Consider the following 19,061-nt stretch of genomic DNA (forward strand, 5'->3'; position numbering starts at 1 on the left):
TAGTATAGCAAAAATCCTATAAAAAAAGAGAGGGTATTGTCGAACATATTTTGTCGACGATACCCTCTCTTTCACTTACTATATTTATTTAGCATATCCATTCGGTTGCTTTTGATGCCAATTCCAAGCATGTTCAATGATTGTCTTAACATTTACATAATTAGGATCCCATCCTAACTTCTCTTTCGCTTTCTGAGAAGAAGCAACTAAACGTGCTGGATCGCCCGCACGGCGCGGTGCTACTTCAGCAGGAATTTCATGATTTGTAACCTCACGTACTGCATCAACGATTTCTTTTACACTGAAACCATTACCATTTCCTAAGTTATAGAAATCACTCTCTCCGCCGTTCTGCAAGTCTTTAAGCCCTAAGAAATGAGCCGCTACTAAATCTTCAACATGAATATAATCACGGATACAAGTACCGTCTGGTGTATTATAATCATCACCAAACATCATAATCTTCTCACGTTGACCTAAAGCCACTTGCAACACAAGAGGAATTAAATGTGTCTCTGGGCGATGATCTTCTCCAATAATACCACTTGGAGTTGCACCAGCCACATTAAAGTATCTAAAGATCTTATAACGTAAATTTGAAGCCTGACTATACCAATGAAGCATCTTCTCGATTGCTAACTTCGTTTCTCCGTACGTATTCGTTGGATTGGTCATAGTTTCTTCAGTAATAAGATTCACATCTACCTCACCATACGTTGCTGCAGTAGAAGAGAAAATAAACTTATCTACCTTAAACTCATCCATCACTTCTAACAAGCAAAGGGCACCATACACATTATTATTATAATATTGAAGGGGCTTCTCCATACTAACTCCAACTAAAGAATCAGCTGCAAAGTGCATAACCGCCTCAATATTTTCTTGTTTAAAAACATCCCTTAAAAATGATTTATCACGAAGGTCGCCATTATAAAACTTCGCGCCTTCCGTAATTGCATCTTCATGACCAGTCTGCAAGTTATCTACTACTACTACAGATAAACCTTCGTCTATTAATTTTTTCACAGCGTGAGAACCGATGTAGCCAGCTCCGCCACAGATTAGGATTGAGTTCATTTTCTTCCTACTTTCTATACATCTAACCTTGTAAATTAAGAGTCATTAACTCTAATGGATTAAATCATAAGCATTTAGCTCAACATTTTTTATAATTCACTATCCATGTATCCATTTTTATTATTTGATTGCCATTTCCAAGAGTCAGCACACATTTCTTCTAATCCGCGTGTTGCCTCCCAGCCTAATTCACGCTTTGCTTTCGATGCATCAGCAAAACATACTGCCACATCACCTGGGCGACGCTCTGTAATTTTATAAGGAACTTTCTTGCCCGAAACTTTTTCAAATGCTTCAACCATCTCTAGTACACTATAGCCCATGCCTGTGCCCAGGTTGTAAGCATCTACTCCTGTTGTACTCAGTACTTTCTCAAGCGCCTTTACGTGACCATTTGCTAAGTCCACAACATGGATGTAATCACGGACTCCTGTTCCATCTTTCGTTGGATAGTCATTTCCGAATACGCTTAATTCTTTTAACTTACCTACCGCTACTTGCGTTACATATGGCATTAAGTTATTTGGGATTCCATTTGGATCTTCTCCGATACGCCCACTTTCGTGTGCACCAAATGGATTGAAATAACGAAGTAATGCAATACTCCATTCTGCATCTGCAAATGCTACATCACGCATAATTTGCTCAATCATTAATTTCGTTTGACCATATGGATTTGTTGCACTTAATGGAAACTCCTCCGTAATCGGTGACGTTTCCGGGATACCATATACAGTTGCAGATGAACTAAAGATTATCTTCTTTACATTATGTTTCTGCATTACTTCACATAGCACTAACGTGCTTGTAATGTTGTTGTGATAATATGTTAATGGAATCGCTACTGACTCCCCTACAGCTTTAAATCCTGCAAAGTGAATAACTGCTTCAATTGAATTTTCTTCAAAAATTGCGTCAAGCGCTTCGCGATTTAAAACATCTTCTTTATAAAACTTAAATTGTTTTCCTGTTATTTCTTTCACTCGATTTATAGATTCTACCGAGCTATTCGAAAGATTATCCACTACTATAACTTCGTAACCGCTATTTAGTAATTCTACACATGTATGACTACCAATATATCCTGCTCCACCTGTTACAAGTATTGCCATAATTAAACCTCCAATATTATTAAACCTTAATAAAAAAGAAAACCATTTATCCTTTATTAAAACAAATGATTTTCTTCTCACAGATTTTATTTAGCTATGAAATAATCCGTTACATATTGAGCCCAAACATCATGACCTTTAGCATTTGGGAAACCAAATTCTTCTTGTAAGTACGGTAAAATAGCCTTTGTTGTTGCATCCGGCCATGCTCCCCAATGATCAATATATGTATAATTATTTTGCGTCGCAAATTGTTTTAATGCTTCAATCGATTTCGGATAATTCTTCGCACCATACACTGGATTTGATGGTTGAATCATAATCGTAGCACCCTTTGCACTAGTAGAAAGTGCTTGAACGAACTTCTGTGTATTCACAACAGAGTTCCCATTACCAGTTTTACCATTATCAGTAATAAACGGCGGTTCAAATAAAATCACATCTGGATTCTCTTTCCCAATCTCTTTATCACGTTTATTCGTAATTAACTCTTCTGTGCTTTCACCCTTATATTCCTTTACAGTCACATTCCATAAACCTTTACCATAAGCAGTTTCTAAATTCGCAGTTAACTTAGCTGCCCAAGCACTTTTTTCAGATGAAGAAGCTTCGTCACCAACAATAACAAGGTTTACTGCCTTTTTATCCTCAGCGGCTTTCTTTAACTTCTCTTTCACTGCATCTGGCAAGTTCTTCGCGTATGCCTCATTAAAAGATGATTTCGCATCTTGTTTTTTCTCTTCTTTTTTCTCTTCTTTCTTCGCTCCGCTATCTTTCACTTCATCCTTTGTTTTCGTTACTTCACTCGTTTGTCCTGTTGCATTCGCAATCTTCTGATTCCAGTACAATTTACCGCTCACAATCGAAGCGACAAACAATACAAAAATAACAAGGACAAGTACCGCTTTCTTATTCATCGATTCACCTCATCTATTAATCTCACAATATATAATACTAATATAAATTCACGCAAAAATAAACCCAACTCCTTCCAAAGGAGTTGGGTTGTTACATATTACTTAGTTAATTCAAGATGCGCTTTTAATTTATTCGTTAAATCTTGTTTTGCTGCATCTGGAACATAATAGTACCAAATACCATCGGCGGCTTTGTGGCCGTCACCTGGGATTTGAATCTCTTCACTATTCTGCATGCAATCTTTATAATTCTTTTGAATATCAAACATTTGATCTTGCGTTAAACTTGTTTTTACGTTTTTCTCAATTGCTTTTAATACATCACCGTAACTTGCTAGAGAAGATACACTTGCGCCCTTTTTAATTACAGCTTGAATAACTTGACGTTGGCGCATTTGACGACCGAAGTCACCGCGTGGATCTTCATAACGCATACGAGTATATTTTAAAGCTTTTTCACCATCTAAATGAATTTCCCCTTTAGCAAAGTGTGTATCCCTTGATGTAAAATCTAAATCGTTATTTACATCAACGCCACCAACAGCATCCACAATATCTTTAAAACCAGCCATATTCACTTCAATGTAATGATCGACTGGTACATTAAGAAAATTCTCCATTGTTTTTACAGCCATATCAATACCACCAAAAGCATAAGCATGGTTAATCTTATCTTTTTTACCTTTACCAATGATTTCTGTATAAGTATCACGGGGAATACTTGTAATCTTCATTGATTTCTTTTGAGGATTCAAAGTAAATAACATCAATGAATCAGATCTTGATGTTTCACTTTCTCTTTGATCTGTTCCCATTAATAAAATAGAAATAGGCTTTTTATCTGCAACATCTACTTTTTGATCACGTTTTTCAGACTTATCACGTTCTAGCGGTTTATGCACCGCATCTAAAGTATTAGATACATTAGAATAAACGCTATATGCATATGCACCACCTGCAACGATAAGAACACCAACAATACCTAGAATCCAAAATATAATTTTCTTTTTCATATTTTATACCTTCTTTATATTCTTATAATCCATTTCATATCTTAATTTATCAGTTATCCATTAAAGTAGTCAATCTTATATTGTCAAAATTTATTTACTTCCTCTACGGACCAACATATTTTTTATAATCTGGACACAATCCATAAAATACTTATCCTTAAGTATTCCCAATGAAATAAAATAAAAAATAACACTACCTATTATAGTAAATACAGATGAAAATATCCCTTTAGGGCTAAATATTATATACGGTACTACAATTGTTATAATAGATATAAAGCAATATGATAAGTAATTCTTTGAAAACAACCTAGAATTCATACCCAATCTTCTTAAAAAGAAATAATAAACCACTAACTTAGAGAACTCTGTTAATACAAATGTAATTGCTGCACCAACGACAAAATACTTTGTTGTCAAAATAATATTTGCAATAACATTAATAACTAAGGCTATTATCATGGCATATATGGATATATGTTCTTTGCTAGCAGAATACAAATAATATGCATAAATTGCTACCAGTGGCATTATTACTAAACATACTGATGTAATTTGTGATACTATTATAGCGCCTGAATAAGATTGCCCAAAGAGAGTATTTATTATTAAATCCGAATATAAAATAAAACCAATGCACGCTGGTATTGAAACAATGCCTAAAAAATGTCCACTCTTATTTAAGATTTTCTGCTGTGAGCTATGGTCATCATTGCTATTCAAATAACTAAGCCTTGGTAATAATACAGCAAACGCATTTGAAACAATAGCTACTAACATTGTTGTCATTTTTATACCCACATTATAAACTCCTAGTTTTGCCTTTACAGCAATGGTTCCTAAGAGAACTGAATTTAATTGTAATGTAACTGTACTTATAAACGAAATGACTAATGCTAAAAGCACTGGTTTTAGGTGGTTTTTTAAAGATAATTTTCCTTTTTTCAGTTTAACAAACTTTAATAAATACCAACTGTTTAAAGAGGCCGTCAGCATAAAACTCCCCAAATTTAATACAACATATAATAGGTAATCATTTTTTTCTTTGATGAATATAAATACACAAAGAACAAAAATAATTTTCACCACAAGATCACGTGTTGTAATATATTTGAATTTTTCTATACCCACAAAAAACCATTGAAAAGTAAATAAATTAGTTAACATTGTTAATCCCGTAATAAAGAAGATGAGAAATTCACTTCTCATTTCTGTATTATTAAATAAAAACGCTCCGTATAAACACAACATAATAATTGTCAATACTAGTTGTATAATAAATAATTCTTGAAATTTCAAACTTAGTTTTTCTTTATCATTACTAACTATAGCTATTTCACGTGTTGCATATCCAATTAATCCTGTTCCCGCAAATACGGCAAAAATAGTTACTATACTAGTTGCATAATTAATAGTTCCATAGTTTCCTGGTCCTAATACTCTCGAAATATAAGGAAAAGTTATAAAAGGTATAATTAATAATACTATTTGATTTATAAAACTATAAATTGTATTTCTGGTTAAACTACTCATGATTTATGACACATCTCTCATGTTTAATATTTTCTGCACTTAGTTCTCAATTAAAGAAATTACTTTTTTCATATTTTCTCGATTAATTGTTTCAACCTCTATACTTCCTTTACTTGCCCTACATTTAAAGGAATGAATATCGCTAGTTAACTGCTTTACCCCTTCGATAATACCTTCTGTTGTGTTATCTACAATCAAACCATACTCACTTTCACCAAGTATGCTAACCGTTCCAGTCCTTGTTGACACCACTGGAACCTCTAAAAGAATTGCTTCTGCTACAACTAAGGAATACCCTTCAACTCTCGATGAAGATATAAAAAACTCACTATTTTTAATATACTTATATGGGTTTTCCGTAAAGGGAATAAATACAACATCATTTACAACACCTAAATCAGTAGCTAAATTTTTTAAATTGTTCTCTTCATAACCACTCCCAATAATTACCAACTTTATATCTTTCAATTTCCCTTCTTTACGGAGTAATGTGTATGCTGTAATTAACCTATCAAAACCTTTTTCCTTAACCAACCGTCCCACAGAACAAATATATTTAAAATTCAATTCACATTTCTCTTCAGATAACTTTCTAATACGATCACAATCTATAAAGTTTGGAATAACAAAGCTATTTTTATGATATTCCTTAAAGTAGTTTTTGTATCCATCTTTTGATTGCTCCGAAACAAAAACCATACTGTTTACATTATTATACGTTTCAGTTTCCTTTGAATGGCTTTCAAAAAATTTTTCGGCATGATTATGCCTACTTAAATCTGTATGAATCCAGCCAATGCGTTTTGAAGATTTGATATATTTTGAAGAAGATACTATTTTTATTGGTAATCCCTCAACAAATCCTATTTCGATATCATATGTTCCTTTCACACGTGTACCTATAATTTTCCTTATATAATTTGCACTAATTTTTTCAAGTAATCTAAATAAATTAGTGACCACAATACGATTTAGAATTCTATCACTAATTTTTCTCGATTGTGCATTTATATTGAATAAACTAATATGATTCACCCTTCTGGAGAGCTGATTATCTAGTTTATTTTTACAAAATGTAAAAATTGTTATGGAATACTCTTTATTATTTGATAAGTTATTTGCAACATCTATAAGAACCCTCTCAGCTCCACCTGCTCCTAGTTGTCCAATAACAAATAAAATCTTTTTCAAGAATTTTCCTCCTATAATTCCAACATACTAAATTAATTTTCATTTTAAAAATCCCATTTTGTAATGTTTTTCTCATTTCTTTTTTCGTTAGTAATATTACCACCTAAAGTATAACTTTCATGAAACAAATGATTTTCTTACATTCCTTTTCTGTTTAATAATGAATTTACTTGTTTTACTAATTGCTTTAGCAGAATTCCCAGCAATCATTGTATTAGATGAGATATTCTTATAAACACTTCATAACTACTTCTAAAATCTAATTTTCTTTTAATTTTTCATTTTTTCTTTAAATTTATATTAGACTTTCCCTATAAAGTTTTTTCCACCCTACTTATATTTACTACTATTACATTTTATAACCATTAATTACTTCTATAATTCTTTCTAATTTCTCCTTATTTTCATTTAACACCATCTTTTCTCCCAACAACGCCTTCCTAGCATATACAGAATTCCTATCCATTACTTCTTTAATTCCTTTTATTATTCCATCTGTATTATTTGAAACTACTAATCCAAACTCTCCGTTATTCAAAATACTAGAAGCCCCTGTATCCGTAGCAACAACTATCTTTTTTAGTACCAATGCTTCTAGAACAACTGTAGGATAGCCCTCCACCCTAGAAGATGAAACGAAAAATTCACTATTTTTAATATACTTATATGGATTTTTACTAAATGGTACAAATATAATATATTCTTCTAATTTTAACTTTCTAACAAGTTCATTTAGCTTATTTTTATCTTTTCCACTACCTATGATTAGCAGTTTAAGGTCTCCAATTTCTCCTTCCTTTTTTAATTTATAATAACTTTCAATTAAACGGTCGAATCCTTTTTCCTCACTCAATCTACCTACACTACAAATATATTTAAAATCAAATTCAATTTCCTCTTTAGATAAAGACATAATCCTTTCTATATTTAATATATTTTTTAATACATATAAATTATCTTGATTTCTAATTCCTTCGAAATACTCCAAGTAACCCACCTTAGATGTTTCCGAAACAAAAATTAATTTATTCATACTTGAATAAGTATCCAATTCATTAATTTTATTTTTAAAATACGCTCTACAATAATTAAACCTCTTCAAATCTGTATGAATCCAACCTATTTTCATTGCAGAGCTTTGTGACACAAATTTTATAGGGAATCCTTCTAAAAAAGCTACTTCAATATCAAATGATTCTTTTAAAAAAATACTAATAAACTTTCTCATTTTAGATGGACTTAAAATCTTAAGCAATTTAAGAATTAATCTTATTTTAATTTTTGATATTATATCTTGGTTAGCTAAATCTACATTAAATAATTTCACATGTCTTATTTCTTTATCTAATTGATCATCTAATATACCACTACCAATTGTAAAAATTGTTATATTATATATATTTTTTTTATTTAATGTATTTATTAAATCTATTAGTACTCTCTCTGCTCCCCCTCCACCTAAATAAGGGATTACAAATAATATATTTTTCATTGTCTTCAACCAACCTTATAGAATTAATTTCTATTTTTCGGAAACTACCTATGCAAACTATAATAAATTATTCAATAGATTACCACATCTACGTAAACTTCTATTTTCAATCTATTATTTTATATCTATTTCTTTTAAAAACTCATGAAATCGATACTCTATTTTGTCCCACTCATAATTTTCCACTGTTTGCGACAACTGTAAAATATCATATTTACAAATTTCTTTAGACACTTTTTCTATTCCTTCAACAATACTATTAATGTCCTCATTAATCAGTATCCCATTCCTATCATTAATAATTTCTGCATTGGCTTTTGTATTAGTTCCTATACATACTATTCCATTAATAATATATTCATATGTTTTAGTAGGAGGTTGTACATCATAATAATCCGTAATGGGGACATAAGAGAAACCTACCGCAGCTTCCTTAAAAAGGTTTATTATTTCATCATGATTTTTTCTACCGTGATATTGAATATTCCCCTTATTTTTAACGTTCTCTATTGCTTCCATAACTCTTTGCTGATACTTTTCCGTGTATGCAGAACCAACTACATCCAAGCTAGTTTGAATTTGATTGTCGTTTTTTGTACAAAAAATATCATATGCTTTAATAACATTTTCAAGATTTCTATTTTCAAAAGTCCCTACATAAAGAAATTTTATTTTCTCTGTATTCACTTTTTTCTCCCTAATATCCACAATACGATCTGCGCCTAAGGGTAATAATGTATATTTAGATATCTGTAATTTTTTCGCCAATAAATCTGAAATAACTGTTATATGGTCAAAGAACTTCGTAGACCATTTCATAGCATTATCATAAAAATGCCTTTTCTTTTCACTGGAAAACACCGCTCCAGTTCGAATATCCATAATCCAATTTGCTTTTGAGGTGAATTTTCTCAATAACAGAGGAATACACCCACAGTATTCTATTGTCCCACTAACGATAATCCAATTATATTCTTTTCTATTCTTTAAAATGAATTTAATTATCTCTATATTATATTTTAGATAATTTATTATTCTATTTTTACTAATGTTAATGTACTTAACATTAACATTTTCCGGGAGATTTACTCTCAAACGGTTATTATCAAAACATAAAATATCAACATGGACGTTATGTTTCGATAAATAATTCACCATTTTTAAATAGTCCGTATTATATCCATACTGCCCCTTTGGAATAAGTAACATTTTTTTCATATTTATATACCTCTTGAAATTCCTTACAAATTTTTAATTATACAAAAAGGTAGCAATGAATTATTTTTGCTACCTTTTTGTATAAAAATCATGATTAAATTTCTAAAATCCCTATATTTGATGCGAGCGATTATTTGTTAAATTAATTTTGACTATCAAATAAGATAACCAAAACACAGGAACAATTTCCCAATATAATATATTGTCAACCATAAATAATATTGTAGTGACTAAAAAGAATCCAATTGTTTCTTTGCTAATCTTAAATAAATTATAGAAAATAAGACAATAGATTATTAAGAATAATCCTCCTCCTATAATTCCATAATCAAGAAATTCATTTAAAAATACATTGTGTGCACCTTGGAAATAAATATTTATTTTGTATAAATACCAGTTATCTATTACACCATTAGGATGTTGTCTTAGTAAATCCAATGCACCTTCCCAAATATACTTCCTAGATCCCCAGCTACTTAAATCCCGCACGTCTGCAGTATAATTAAATACTATGAAACTACATATAATTGCTCCTAAAATCGTAACAAGAACAATAAGGTATCTAAAATATTTATTAATTTTTTTATACTCAATAAATGTTACCATTAATACAACCATCGCTCCAATGGACATTATTGAATTTGTCAAAACAACGTTAATAGCTAATATTATTATCCCTATCCAACGTATTTTTACATCTAGATGAGAATTAGTTTTAAGTATAAACATTCCTGTTAAACAATAAAATGCATATTTCGTTTTTTGCGAAAAAACTGATTGAAATCTAACCTCACTAAAATAGTGCATCATTGTATTTTCGTCAAAAACAGTAAAATATGGTGAACTGAATCTGATGCCCAGCCCATAGATTCCTTTTATATATAGAAAAATACCTATTAATCCCATAGCTATAAATGAATAACTCACCATCTTAGACAATTTAATAGAAAAATCATCCGTCCATGAGAAGGTAGTAAGCATAAGTATAAAAGTAAATATATATAAATTATCAAAAAACACCTTATATATTGACTTATTTTCTAATCCTATGTATAAACCTATAAAAAAGGTAAATAACATATATGTTATTAGAAATAGTATCAGAGTCAATTCCCTTTTGGGTAAATTAACTCTTAAACTTCCTACCTTTAATAAATTTAACAAAGTATATGCAATATACATAAAGCATAATATACCAGAAGGGTATATATATGTGTTATTAAATCTATTACCTACTATAAAGAAAAACGAGGATAAAAACACACCGTATATAATTAATTTATTCATTACTATATCCTATCCATTTTATTTTCCTTGAACTATTTTAATTGCGTATAAATTATACTCATATTGTTTCCTTGTTAAAAACAATAAATAATTCTACTTTATAAACGATTTTCAAAGTGAAAAATCTTTTTCATTATTCCTTATCTAATAGTTAACCATATACTTCAGTAATACACCTTTATTTCTAAATACATTATTCTGTTTCTAATAACAAAATTACCATTACTATTTAATATAAATATCCATTTGTTTTAAAAAACCTAATAATGTAACTACTTGATCTTTTTCGAGAGTATTTCCTTCTCTAAATAAAAACTCACAATCTTTTCTTAGGCTTTCTTCAGTTAATAAGTTAATATTTTCATTATATTTTTCCTCATAAAAATCTCTTAGATTTTTATTATTTTGATACCAATAATCCATCGGATGCATATGTTTTTTTGAACTTAACTTTAAGCCTAATTTATTCTTAATTAATTTTACTGCCGCCGCCGGAACGCTCGTCCATGGAACTGGTATGCCTTGAACTGTAATCGTCTTTCGATTAATTTTCCCTTTTACCTTTTCATAAATGAAATCTGCTGCTTCAGGATAAAACTTATTTATCCACTCAATGTAAATCTTATGTCCGCTTCTATACTCTAATGGCAAAGATAAACAAAAATCTAGAAAATCTACATCTAAAAATGGCGATGTTGTTTCTGTATAGAGAAACATAGGTTTTAGTCCTATATTTACTCCTGTAAAACCTCTATTATAAAATTTAAATATCTCTTGATCCTCTAAATGTACAGCTTTCTCTTCAGTGTATTGAACCCTATCCAGCAGTTTAGTGGAATATGCTCCAGATCCAGGTTTGAAATTTTGTTTCCTTCCCTGATCATAAAAAGTACCAATTACTACATCTCCAAGTTGTCCTGTATGAACAAGGCCATATTCTTTTAAATTAAGATTACTAAGCATACTAAGTGTATGAGAAATGGTACATGACTGGCTTCTAGCACCGGATATCTTAACTGATTCATCAAAATACTTGTAAAGATATGTACCATTATCTAAAGCTTTAAACATCCATTCACTTTTTAGCGTATCAGTAATTTCTTTGGGCACCGTCTCGTCTAAATAATCAGTTTGTGAAAACGTGTAATTCAGCATATTGGTGTATCCCATATTATGCCCCACCCAAGCAGTCATTCGAGAATCTAAGCCACCACTTAGAGCAACTAGATGTTTATATCCATATTCCAAATCTTTCTCAAAAACCCTTTTCACAGCATTTCTAAACAAAGTATCCAGCCTAGCTAAAGCCTCTTCTTTTGAAATACTAATAGGAGTATTATCAATGGCATAATAACACTCCTTTTCGATAGTACCATTAGAATATTGAATATAGTGCCCTGGTGTTAACCTATATACATCTTCAAATAACGTTTCATTACATAGTACATGAGAATGTACCATTAAACTATAAGCTGCATTATTATTAATCTTAAACTGTCTACTTGTTTGTTCATGAACCATCTTTATAAGAGATTTAAAATCAGTTGAGAAATAGAAAACTTGGCTTTCCTTACATAGGTAATAAAAAACTTCCTTATCACCAATATGATTTGTAAATACGTTTAATTTATTCGTCTCCTTATCCCAAAAAACTCCTGCAAAAGTCCCCCTGAATTGTCGGAAGAAAGTTTCAGAATCTTCAATTGACATCTTTTTAATTAAGTTTAATATTTCATTTTCACTAACATCATACTTTTCACATAAATCATGCTTGTTTAAAACTACTCCATCAATGGCAATAAGATTCTTCTGATCACTATAAAAAGCTTTATCGAAACTAAACTTATTCACAGCATTCCTAAAAATTTTCCCATATATTCCAGAACCCTGAATTTCAATTTCTTCTTGTATTAAATCACTGCTTTTATCTACAATTTCATACATATCCAGCTCATTATTTAAAACACTTTTATTATTTGAAATAAAACCAAAGAATCCTGGCATCATTTTCAACTCACTTTAATCAAAATTTTATTTATATTTTTTTTTTACAATATCTTCATACAAACCACACATCTTATCTAATGAGTTGTAGACATTATATTTTGTACGTATTTTTTCTGCATTATTTTCGCCTATTTTTTCTATATGTGACTTATTATTTAACAAATAAATAATATTATTAGCCAATGTGCTTATATCTCCCGGTTTTATCACAAATCCATTATCTTCTTCTACAACAGAAGCAATAGAACCAACATCGGTAGATATAACAGGTAAACCGTAACTCATTGCTTCTAATATAGACATCGGCATGCCTTCATTATAAGATGGTAGTACATAAATGGCACTTTTTCGATAAATTTCTTCTATCTTAGTCTCATCTGATATCCAACCTGGAACAACAAACAAATCTTCTAATTCCATTTCAGCAATTTTCTTTTTGACCTTATCGATTTCTCCATCACCGGCTAAAACAAATTTATATTTGTTATCTATTTTTCCTTTTAATTTAGCGCCTACCTCAATCAAATCATATGTACCTTTTCTTTGAGAAAGCACTCCCATTGTTGTGATATAAACTGCATCCTGGGAATTGCTGCTGACGTTTTTCGGAAAAACTGCATTATCTAAAGAAACCACTTTCGCTGTACTAATTGATTTATAGTATTCTTTCCACTGCTCTCCTAAAGCTAATATCACGGTTACCTTGTTTAATGCATCCACAATATCTTTCTTTCTTTTATCCGAACTTTCATTATAAAAATCTTTAAATTGAGAGCCATGCATATGTAATACAATTGGAATACCATTCTTATGCAACATCTTTATAATTTTACTTTTTCGAATAAAACTTCCTCTATACGACATATGAATATGAGCTATATCATATTTCCTTTTTAGTATATTAAGTTTAAAGAACAACTTTACATATTGAATGATAAAATAAACTATATTTACAAAATGATTACTACCATAATAAGTTGGAAAATATTCTAAATCAGTTTTCTCATTAAGGCCCGCTTGTATATAGTTCTTTACCACTCTGGTAATCCCACCTGTTACACGTATGTGAGATCCAATCATGATAACTTTCATTCGCTCACCTATTTCTATATATTTTTAGTTATATGCATCATAGAGTCTTTTTTAAAAACGTCTCAAGTATATCAATAATATTACTAGTATTAGATTGATATTTTTTGAAATTCATTTCTTTCACAACATCTAATGATTTTTCTAGTTCTTTAACATCTGAAATTCCATATATTAAGTTTGAATTTGTGAATTGCTCAATTATTTCAAATTGGTGATTGTCTACATGTTCACCATATTCTACAGTTCGAGGAACACCTATTACTTTCTTTTCTTGTTTTACCCCGTTTATAATAGAACCTGTTCCTCCATGAGTAATCACTATTTCACTTTTAAACATTAAATCCAAAAATTCTTCTTTATTTAAAAATTTCTTGTATGAGTAATAACGTGGTTCGTATGTTGAATAACCAATTTGAGCAAACACTTCATCTGGTTTTATTTTTTTTTCTTCAACTAAACGATCAACTTCTTCTAACAATCTATTAAATTGGAATTTTTGGGAACCTACTGTTACAAAAATCAATATATTCCGCCTCCATAAGTTGCATCTGGATAAAATTGTTTCATATCTTCCCATTGCACTAAGAATAAATCTGCATACTTATACATCAATTTACCTGTAATAGTCGGTGAAGTGATTTTAGAGAAGGATTCTATAAAAATTAATTTCTTCTTAAACAACTTAGCTAATAAACACATGGGCACTGTCGCTAATGCTCCAGTAGAGATAACAACATCCGGTTTCTCTTTCAATAAAATAAATATAGACTGAAAAACTAAAATAATAAATTTAAAAAAGAAGGAGAATTCCCTTCTATTAATTTGAATGACATCATAAGACTTAATGCCTTTTGAATTAAATTGGTAATTTGTCTTCTCTGTCAAAATAAAACTATCATGATCTTTCATCATTGGATGTAGCATCATTAATTGCTCTAGATGTCCCCCTGATGAAGCAGCAAAACATATTTTCAATATTCCCCCTCCTTCATATACCTTATATAATTACTACTAACTTTTTTACAAATCTCTAGTTAAAAATTACAATTTAAACTAAACCCTTACACTGCTTCTTTTAATAGCTTCTCTTCCTACTGAAAAATAGTTTATATCACTATTCTTCACAGCTTCAATTCCAAAACAATTTCTGCCATCATATATATTTGGATCTTTCATTTCCATTCCAAATTTTTCTAATGGTATAGATTTAATTTCATCCCATTCCGTTAAAATAAATACAATTTCTGTATCTTTAATCGCTTCTATTACTTCATTCACATATTCTATTGTACTAGGTAAGATTTTCTTTGCATTATCAATTGCTATTGGATCATAAGCTTTTACATGCGCACCCATTTCTATAAGTTCTGGGATAATAACTAATGAAGCTGCTTCTCGCATATCATCTGTATTAGGCTTAAAAGTTAGTCCTAATATACCTACTTTTTTTCCTTCTAATGTCCCAAAATCCTTTATAGCCTGATCAAGTAACTTCCTTTGTTGCTTATTGTTAAATTGAATAACCGAACTTAACAAGCTAAAATCATAGTCTACATTTTCTGCGATTTTTTTAAGTGCCTTTGTATCTTTTGGGAAACAAGAGCCCCCATAACCAATTCCAGCTTTTAAGAATTGATTACCAACACGGCTATCTAATCCCATTCCAAGGGCTACCTTCTCTACATCAGCACCTACTTTTTCACATACGTTAGCAATTTCATTAATAAAACTAATTTTTGTAGCTAAAAATGCATTAGAGGCGTATTTAATCATTTCAGCACTACAAATATCGGTTTCATATATAGGAATACCAAAAGGTTTATTAACCTTACGCATTACTTCTAATGCTTCATCACATTCAGCACCAATTACAATACGATCACCGTTGAATATATCATAAACGGCAGATCCTTCTCGAAGGAACTCTGGATTTGATACTACCTCAATTTTAATACCTTCCACTAATAACTCTTTTAATCTACCTTTAATATAATGATTAGTTCCTACAGGTACTGTACTTTTTGTTACTACTATAATATCTCGTTTTACATTTTGAGCAATTTGTTCTATAACTTGATTAACATAAGTTAAGTTTGCTGTTCCATCTTCATTTTCAGGAGTACCTACCGCTATATAAATGACTTGAGCTTCCTTAAATGCTGTTAGATGGTCTGTAGTAAAATTTAAGCGTCCAGCCTCGATGTTTTTCAGCATTAACTCATCTAAACCAGGCTCATAAATTGGTGATTGTCCATCTTGCATTTTCTCCACTTTTTTTTCATCCATATCAATACAAGTAACACTATGTCCTACTTCTGATAAACCTACACCTGTCACTAGACCTACGTATCCAGTCCCTACTACCGCTATATTCATATTAAAAATCTCCCTTGCAGACATTTTATACTTAAATACAAGTTAGTGTACCAACTACCACTTTTTAAATCTGACCTATTAATTGAACTATTCATCAATAGGCATCTTTTGAACCAACTAAAACTAATACCGTCTTTAATATTAACTTACAATCAAACCTAATATTACGCTTTTTAATATAAGTTAAATCTAATTCCACCATCTCTGCAAAACCAACACTATTTCTCTCTGTAACTTGCCATAGTCCTGTACAACCTGGTGTAACAAGCAATCTCTGTTTATCATACAAAGTATATTCTTTTACCTCTCTTGGAAGCGGTGGACGCGGTCCAACTAAACTCATTTCACCTTTTAGTACATTTAATAATTGTGGTAATTCATCGATACTCGTTTTCCGAATAAACTTGCCAATTTTCGTGACACGGGGGTCTTCTTTCATTTTAAACATTGCCCCTGATACTTCATTATGTTCTAATAAATCCTTTAATCGCTCTTCTGCATCTGTCACCATGGAACGAAATTTATACATTCCAAACTCCTTTTCATTTTTCCCAACACGAACCTGCTTAAAAAGAATGGAACCCTTAGGATCTTCTAACTTAATAAGTAACGCTATAACAAGTAAAACAGGAAAAAGAAAAATAAGACCGCATAATGAACCTAATATATCTATTACACGCTTCATAAATAAATAAAACACACTCTGATTTATCTCTTCAGCAACAAGCATTCTTTGTTCTTTTACAACTCCACTTGATACTTTAGTTAAGGCCAATGCCTTTTCACCTCACTTTAAATATGTACATTTTCTTTTTTTACAAGTTCATTCATATAACTTATTAACTCTTCCCTTAAGGATTCATGTTGGAGTGCCATCTCAATTGTCGTCTTAATAAATCCAAACTTCTCCCCAACATCATAACGAATCCCTTCAAAGTCATAAGCAAACACACGCTGAATTTCATTTAATCGTTGAATCGCATCTGTTAATTGAATTTCGCCGCCTGCACCTGTTTGTTGATTCTCTAGAAACATAAAAATTTCTGGTGTTAATACGTAACGACCCATAATAGCTAAGTTTGATGGTGCTGTTCCTTGCTCTGGCTTCTCTACAAATTGACGTACTTGATAACGACGATCATTTTGTTCAACTGGATCGATAATACCGTAACGATGCGTTTCATTTTCTGGTACTGTTTGTACACCTATAACAGATGATTGTGTTTCTTCATATTGATCCATTAATTGACGCAAACATGGCGTTTCTGCTTGCACAATATCATCACCAAGTAATACCGCAAATGGTTCATTTCCAATAAATTTACGTGCACACCATACTGCATGCCCTAAACCCTTCGGTTCTTTTTGTCTTATGTAATGAATGTTAATTTTTGAAGAAGCTTGTACTTTTTCAAGCATTTCATACTTCCCTTTTTCTAAAAGGTTTTGTTCTAGTTCAAATGAATGATCAAAATGATCTTCAATGGCACGTTTACCTTTTCCAGTAACAATAATAATATCTTCAATTCCTGATTCAATCGCTTCTTCTATTATGTATTGAATTGTTGGTTTATCAACGATCGGTAACATTTCTTTCGGCATCGCTTTCGTTGCTGGTAAAAATCTTGTCCCAAGACCAGCAGCTGGAATAATTGCTTTTCTTACTTTTTTCAATTATACTCCCCCTATAAATCTATTTATTTGCATGTAACAATAACAAAAACCCTACCTATAGAGTCATTTTTATAACTCCATAGGTAGAGTTTCTATTACAAATAAATTATGGGCATCTAACCCATCCTCACGCCATACTCCCGACGACAAGCGTCTAAGGTAGGCATGAAATAAAATTTCTACCCACAGCACGACCGAGTGCCCCCGTTGATAACGGTTAGGAGACATCACCAATTCTTTATTTAAAAAATACCGAATAATTTTTTGCGACGAATTTGTTCTGGATCTTCTTTATAAATTGCCTTGCCGCTAATTAATAAGTACGGATTTTCTTTCAAATCACTCATAACATTCATCCCGAATTCTTTCTCAATTAATTCATAGCTTTCCGCTAAATGAAATCCTCTTGAAGTTGTATTATGTGCATCTGAAGCGACCATATGTGTTAAATTATGTTCCACAAGCTGTAGTGAGAATTTTTTGATTTTTTTGCCAAACTTCCCAAGTAAACTACCTGCTGTTACTTGCGTTAATGTCCCTTTATTTACAAGGTTATATAACTTATCTGGCCGCTCGATTAACTCGGCATTACGTTCCGGATGAACGATAATTGGAATCATTCCCTTAACGCGCAGTTCATATAATAGTTGTTCAGCATAACGAGGTACGTGATTCGATGGAAATTCAATGAATATATATTTATTTGTTTCATTTAAAGTAACAATTTTACCAGTTTCATAGTCTTCTAATAAATCACCATATAATCTGATCTCTTGCCCCGGTAAAATAGTAAGCGGGATATTATGTTTTTGTAGTTCATCATTCAGTTGTTTTACTCCATGAATAATTGAGGTACGTTCATTTATATATTTTCCATTTTGATGATGTGGCGTTGCGACAATGGTATGTATTCCTTCTGAAACGGCTTGTTGTGCCATTGCCAAACTATCTGTTACTGTCTGTGCACCGTCATCGATACCAGGTAAAATGTGACAATGTAAATCTATCATTTGTTTCATCCTCCCTCTCTCATATAAAAATCTTTTTTCCCTTGAATATGAGAGATTTCTCA

At 31.1% G+C, this 19,061-nt stretch carries 17 protein-coding genes; all 17 read right to left on the reverse strand.

Translation table 11 applies throughout. The features are described 5' to 3' along the window. Nucleotides 1–84: 84 nt before the first annotated feature. The 17 genes from galE (ACS2CR_RS11675) to ACS2CR_RS11755 all read right to left on the reverse strand — a co-directional run bounded on the left by galE (ACS2CR_RS11675) (nucleotide 85) and on the right by ACS2CR_RS11755 (nucleotide 18,999). Entirely contained in the window at nucleotides 85–1,077 is a 993-nt protein-coding gene (gene galE / locus ACS2CR_RS11675) for a UDP-glucose 4-epimerase GalE (RefSeq protein ID WP_053513771.1), read from the reverse strand. 89 nt (nucleotides 1,078–1,166) lie between these two features. Next, nucleotides 1,167–2,189: a UDP-glucose 4-epimerase GalE gene (gene galE / locus ACS2CR_RS11680; RefSeq protein WP_016110995.1), complete on the reverse strand. Its 1,023-nt coding sequence runs from the start codon at nucleotides 2,187–2,189 to the stop codon at nucleotides 1,167–1,169. A gap of 86 nt (nucleotides 2,190–2,275) precedes the next feature. Beyond that, nucleotides 2,276–3,106 (reverse strand): SGNH/GDSL hydrolase family protein, encoded by an 831-nt coding sequence (locus ACS2CR_RS11685; RefSeq protein ID WP_053513700.1) that lies wholly within the window; start codon nucleotides 3,104–3,106, stop codon nucleotides 2,276–2,278. Nucleotides 3,107–3,204: 98 nt separating this feature from the next. Beyond that, nucleotides 3,205–4,119 (reverse strand): polyisoprenyl-teichoic acid--peptidoglycan teichoic acid transferase TagU, encoded by a 915-nt coding sequence (gene tagU, locus ACS2CR_RS11690; protein ID WP_016110997.1) that lies wholly within the window; start codon nucleotides 4,117–4,119, stop codon nucleotides 3,205–3,207. 90 nt (nucleotides 4,120–4,209) lie between these two features. Continuing rightward, entirely contained in the window at nucleotides 4,210–5,652 is a 1,443-nt protein-coding gene (locus tag ACS2CR_RS11695) for a flippase (protein ID WP_053513702.1), read from the reverse strand. 39 nt (nucleotides 5,653–5,691) lie between these two features. Then, entirely contained in the window at nucleotides 5,692–6,843 is a 1,152-nt protein-coding gene (locus ACS2CR_RS11700) for a glycosyltransferase (RefSeq protein ID WP_053513704.1), read from the reverse strand. Between the two features lie 349 nt (nucleotides 6,844–7,192). Further along, nucleotides 7,193–8,335, reverse strand: coding sequence for a glycosyltransferase (locus ACS2CR_RS11705; protein WP_053513706.1), 1,143 nt, complete (start codon nucleotides 8,333–8,335; stop codon nucleotides 7,193–7,195). A gap of 114 nt (nucleotides 8,336–8,449) precedes the next feature. Next, complete coding sequence (locus tag ACS2CR_RS11710; RefSeq protein WP_053513708.1) at nucleotides 8,450–9,553, reverse strand: glycosyltransferase; 1,104 nt, start codon at nucleotides 9,551–9,553, stop codon at nucleotides 8,450–8,452. Nucleotides 9,554–9,664: 111 nt separating this feature from the next. Continuing rightward, complete coding sequence (locus tag ACS2CR_RS11715; protein WP_080495950.1) at nucleotides 9,665–10,840, reverse strand: O-antigen ligase family protein; 1,176 nt, start codon at nucleotides 10,838–10,840, stop codon at nucleotides 9,665–9,667. Nucleotides 10,841–11,065: 225 nt separating this feature from the next. Further along, nucleotides 11,066–12,847, reverse strand: coding sequence for a hypothetical protein (locus tag ACS2CR_RS11720; protein ID WP_053513712.1), 1,782 nt, complete (start codon nucleotides 12,845–12,847; stop codon nucleotides 11,066–11,068). 24 nt (nucleotides 12,848–12,871) lie between these two features. Then, complete coding sequence (locus ACS2CR_RS11725; protein ID WP_016111004.1) at nucleotides 12,872–13,939, reverse strand: glycosyltransferase family 4 protein; 1,068 nt, start codon at nucleotides 13,937–13,939, stop codon at nucleotides 12,872–12,874. Between the two features lie 37 nt (nucleotides 13,940–13,976). Continuing rightward, nucleotides 13,977–14,462 carry a PssE/Cps14G family polysaccharide biosynthesis glycosyltransferase gene (gene pssE / locus ACS2CR_RS11730; RefSeq protein WP_000578429.1) on the reverse strand — a complete coding sequence of 162 codons (486 nt, stop codon included), beginning with the start codon at nucleotides 14,460–14,462 and terminating at the stop codon, nucleotides 13,977–13,979. Next, on the reverse strand, nucleotides 14,459–14,914 hold the full coding sequence (pssD, locus tag ACS2CR_RS11735; RefSeq protein ID WP_000686464.1) for a PssD/Cps14F family polysaccharide biosynthesis glycosyltransferase: 456 nt from the start codon (nucleotides 14,912–14,914) through the stop codon (nucleotides 14,459–14,461). The genes pssE and pssD overlap by 4 nt, the downstream gene beginning before the upstream one ends. Before the next feature lie 78 nt (nucleotides 14,915–14,992). Continuing rightward, nucleotides 14,993–16,315, reverse strand: coding sequence for a UDP-glucose dehydrogenase family protein (locus ACS2CR_RS11740; protein ID WP_016111005.1), 1,323 nt, complete (start codon nucleotides 16,313–16,315; stop codon nucleotides 14,993–14,995). 94 nt (nucleotides 16,316–16,409) lie between these two features. Then, entirely contained in the window at nucleotides 16,410–17,090 is a 681-nt protein-coding gene (locus ACS2CR_RS11745) for a sugar transferase (RefSeq protein ID WP_016111006.1), read from the reverse strand. 17 nt (nucleotides 17,091–17,107) lie between these two features. Then, nucleotides 17,108–17,989, reverse strand: a complete 882-nt coding sequence (gene bpsC, locus ACS2CR_RS11750) for a UTP--glucose-1-phosphate uridylyltransferase BpsC (protein WP_016111007.1) — start codon at nucleotides 17,987–17,989, stop codon at nucleotides 17,108–17,110. Nucleotides 17,990–18,231: 242 nt separating this feature from the next. Next, a complete protein-coding gene (locus ACS2CR_RS11755) occupies nucleotides 18,232–18,999 on the reverse strand; it encodes a tyrosine-protein phosphatase (protein ID WP_053513716.1) in 768 nt (255 codons plus the stop codon). Nucleotides 19,000–19,061 lie beyond the last annotated feature (62 nt).

Source organism: Bacillus cereus group sp. BceL291, from assembly GCF_051776705.1.
GTDB classification, from domain to species: Bacteria; Bacillota; Bacilli; order Bacillales; family Bacillaceae_G; genus Bacillus_A; species Bacillus_A cereus.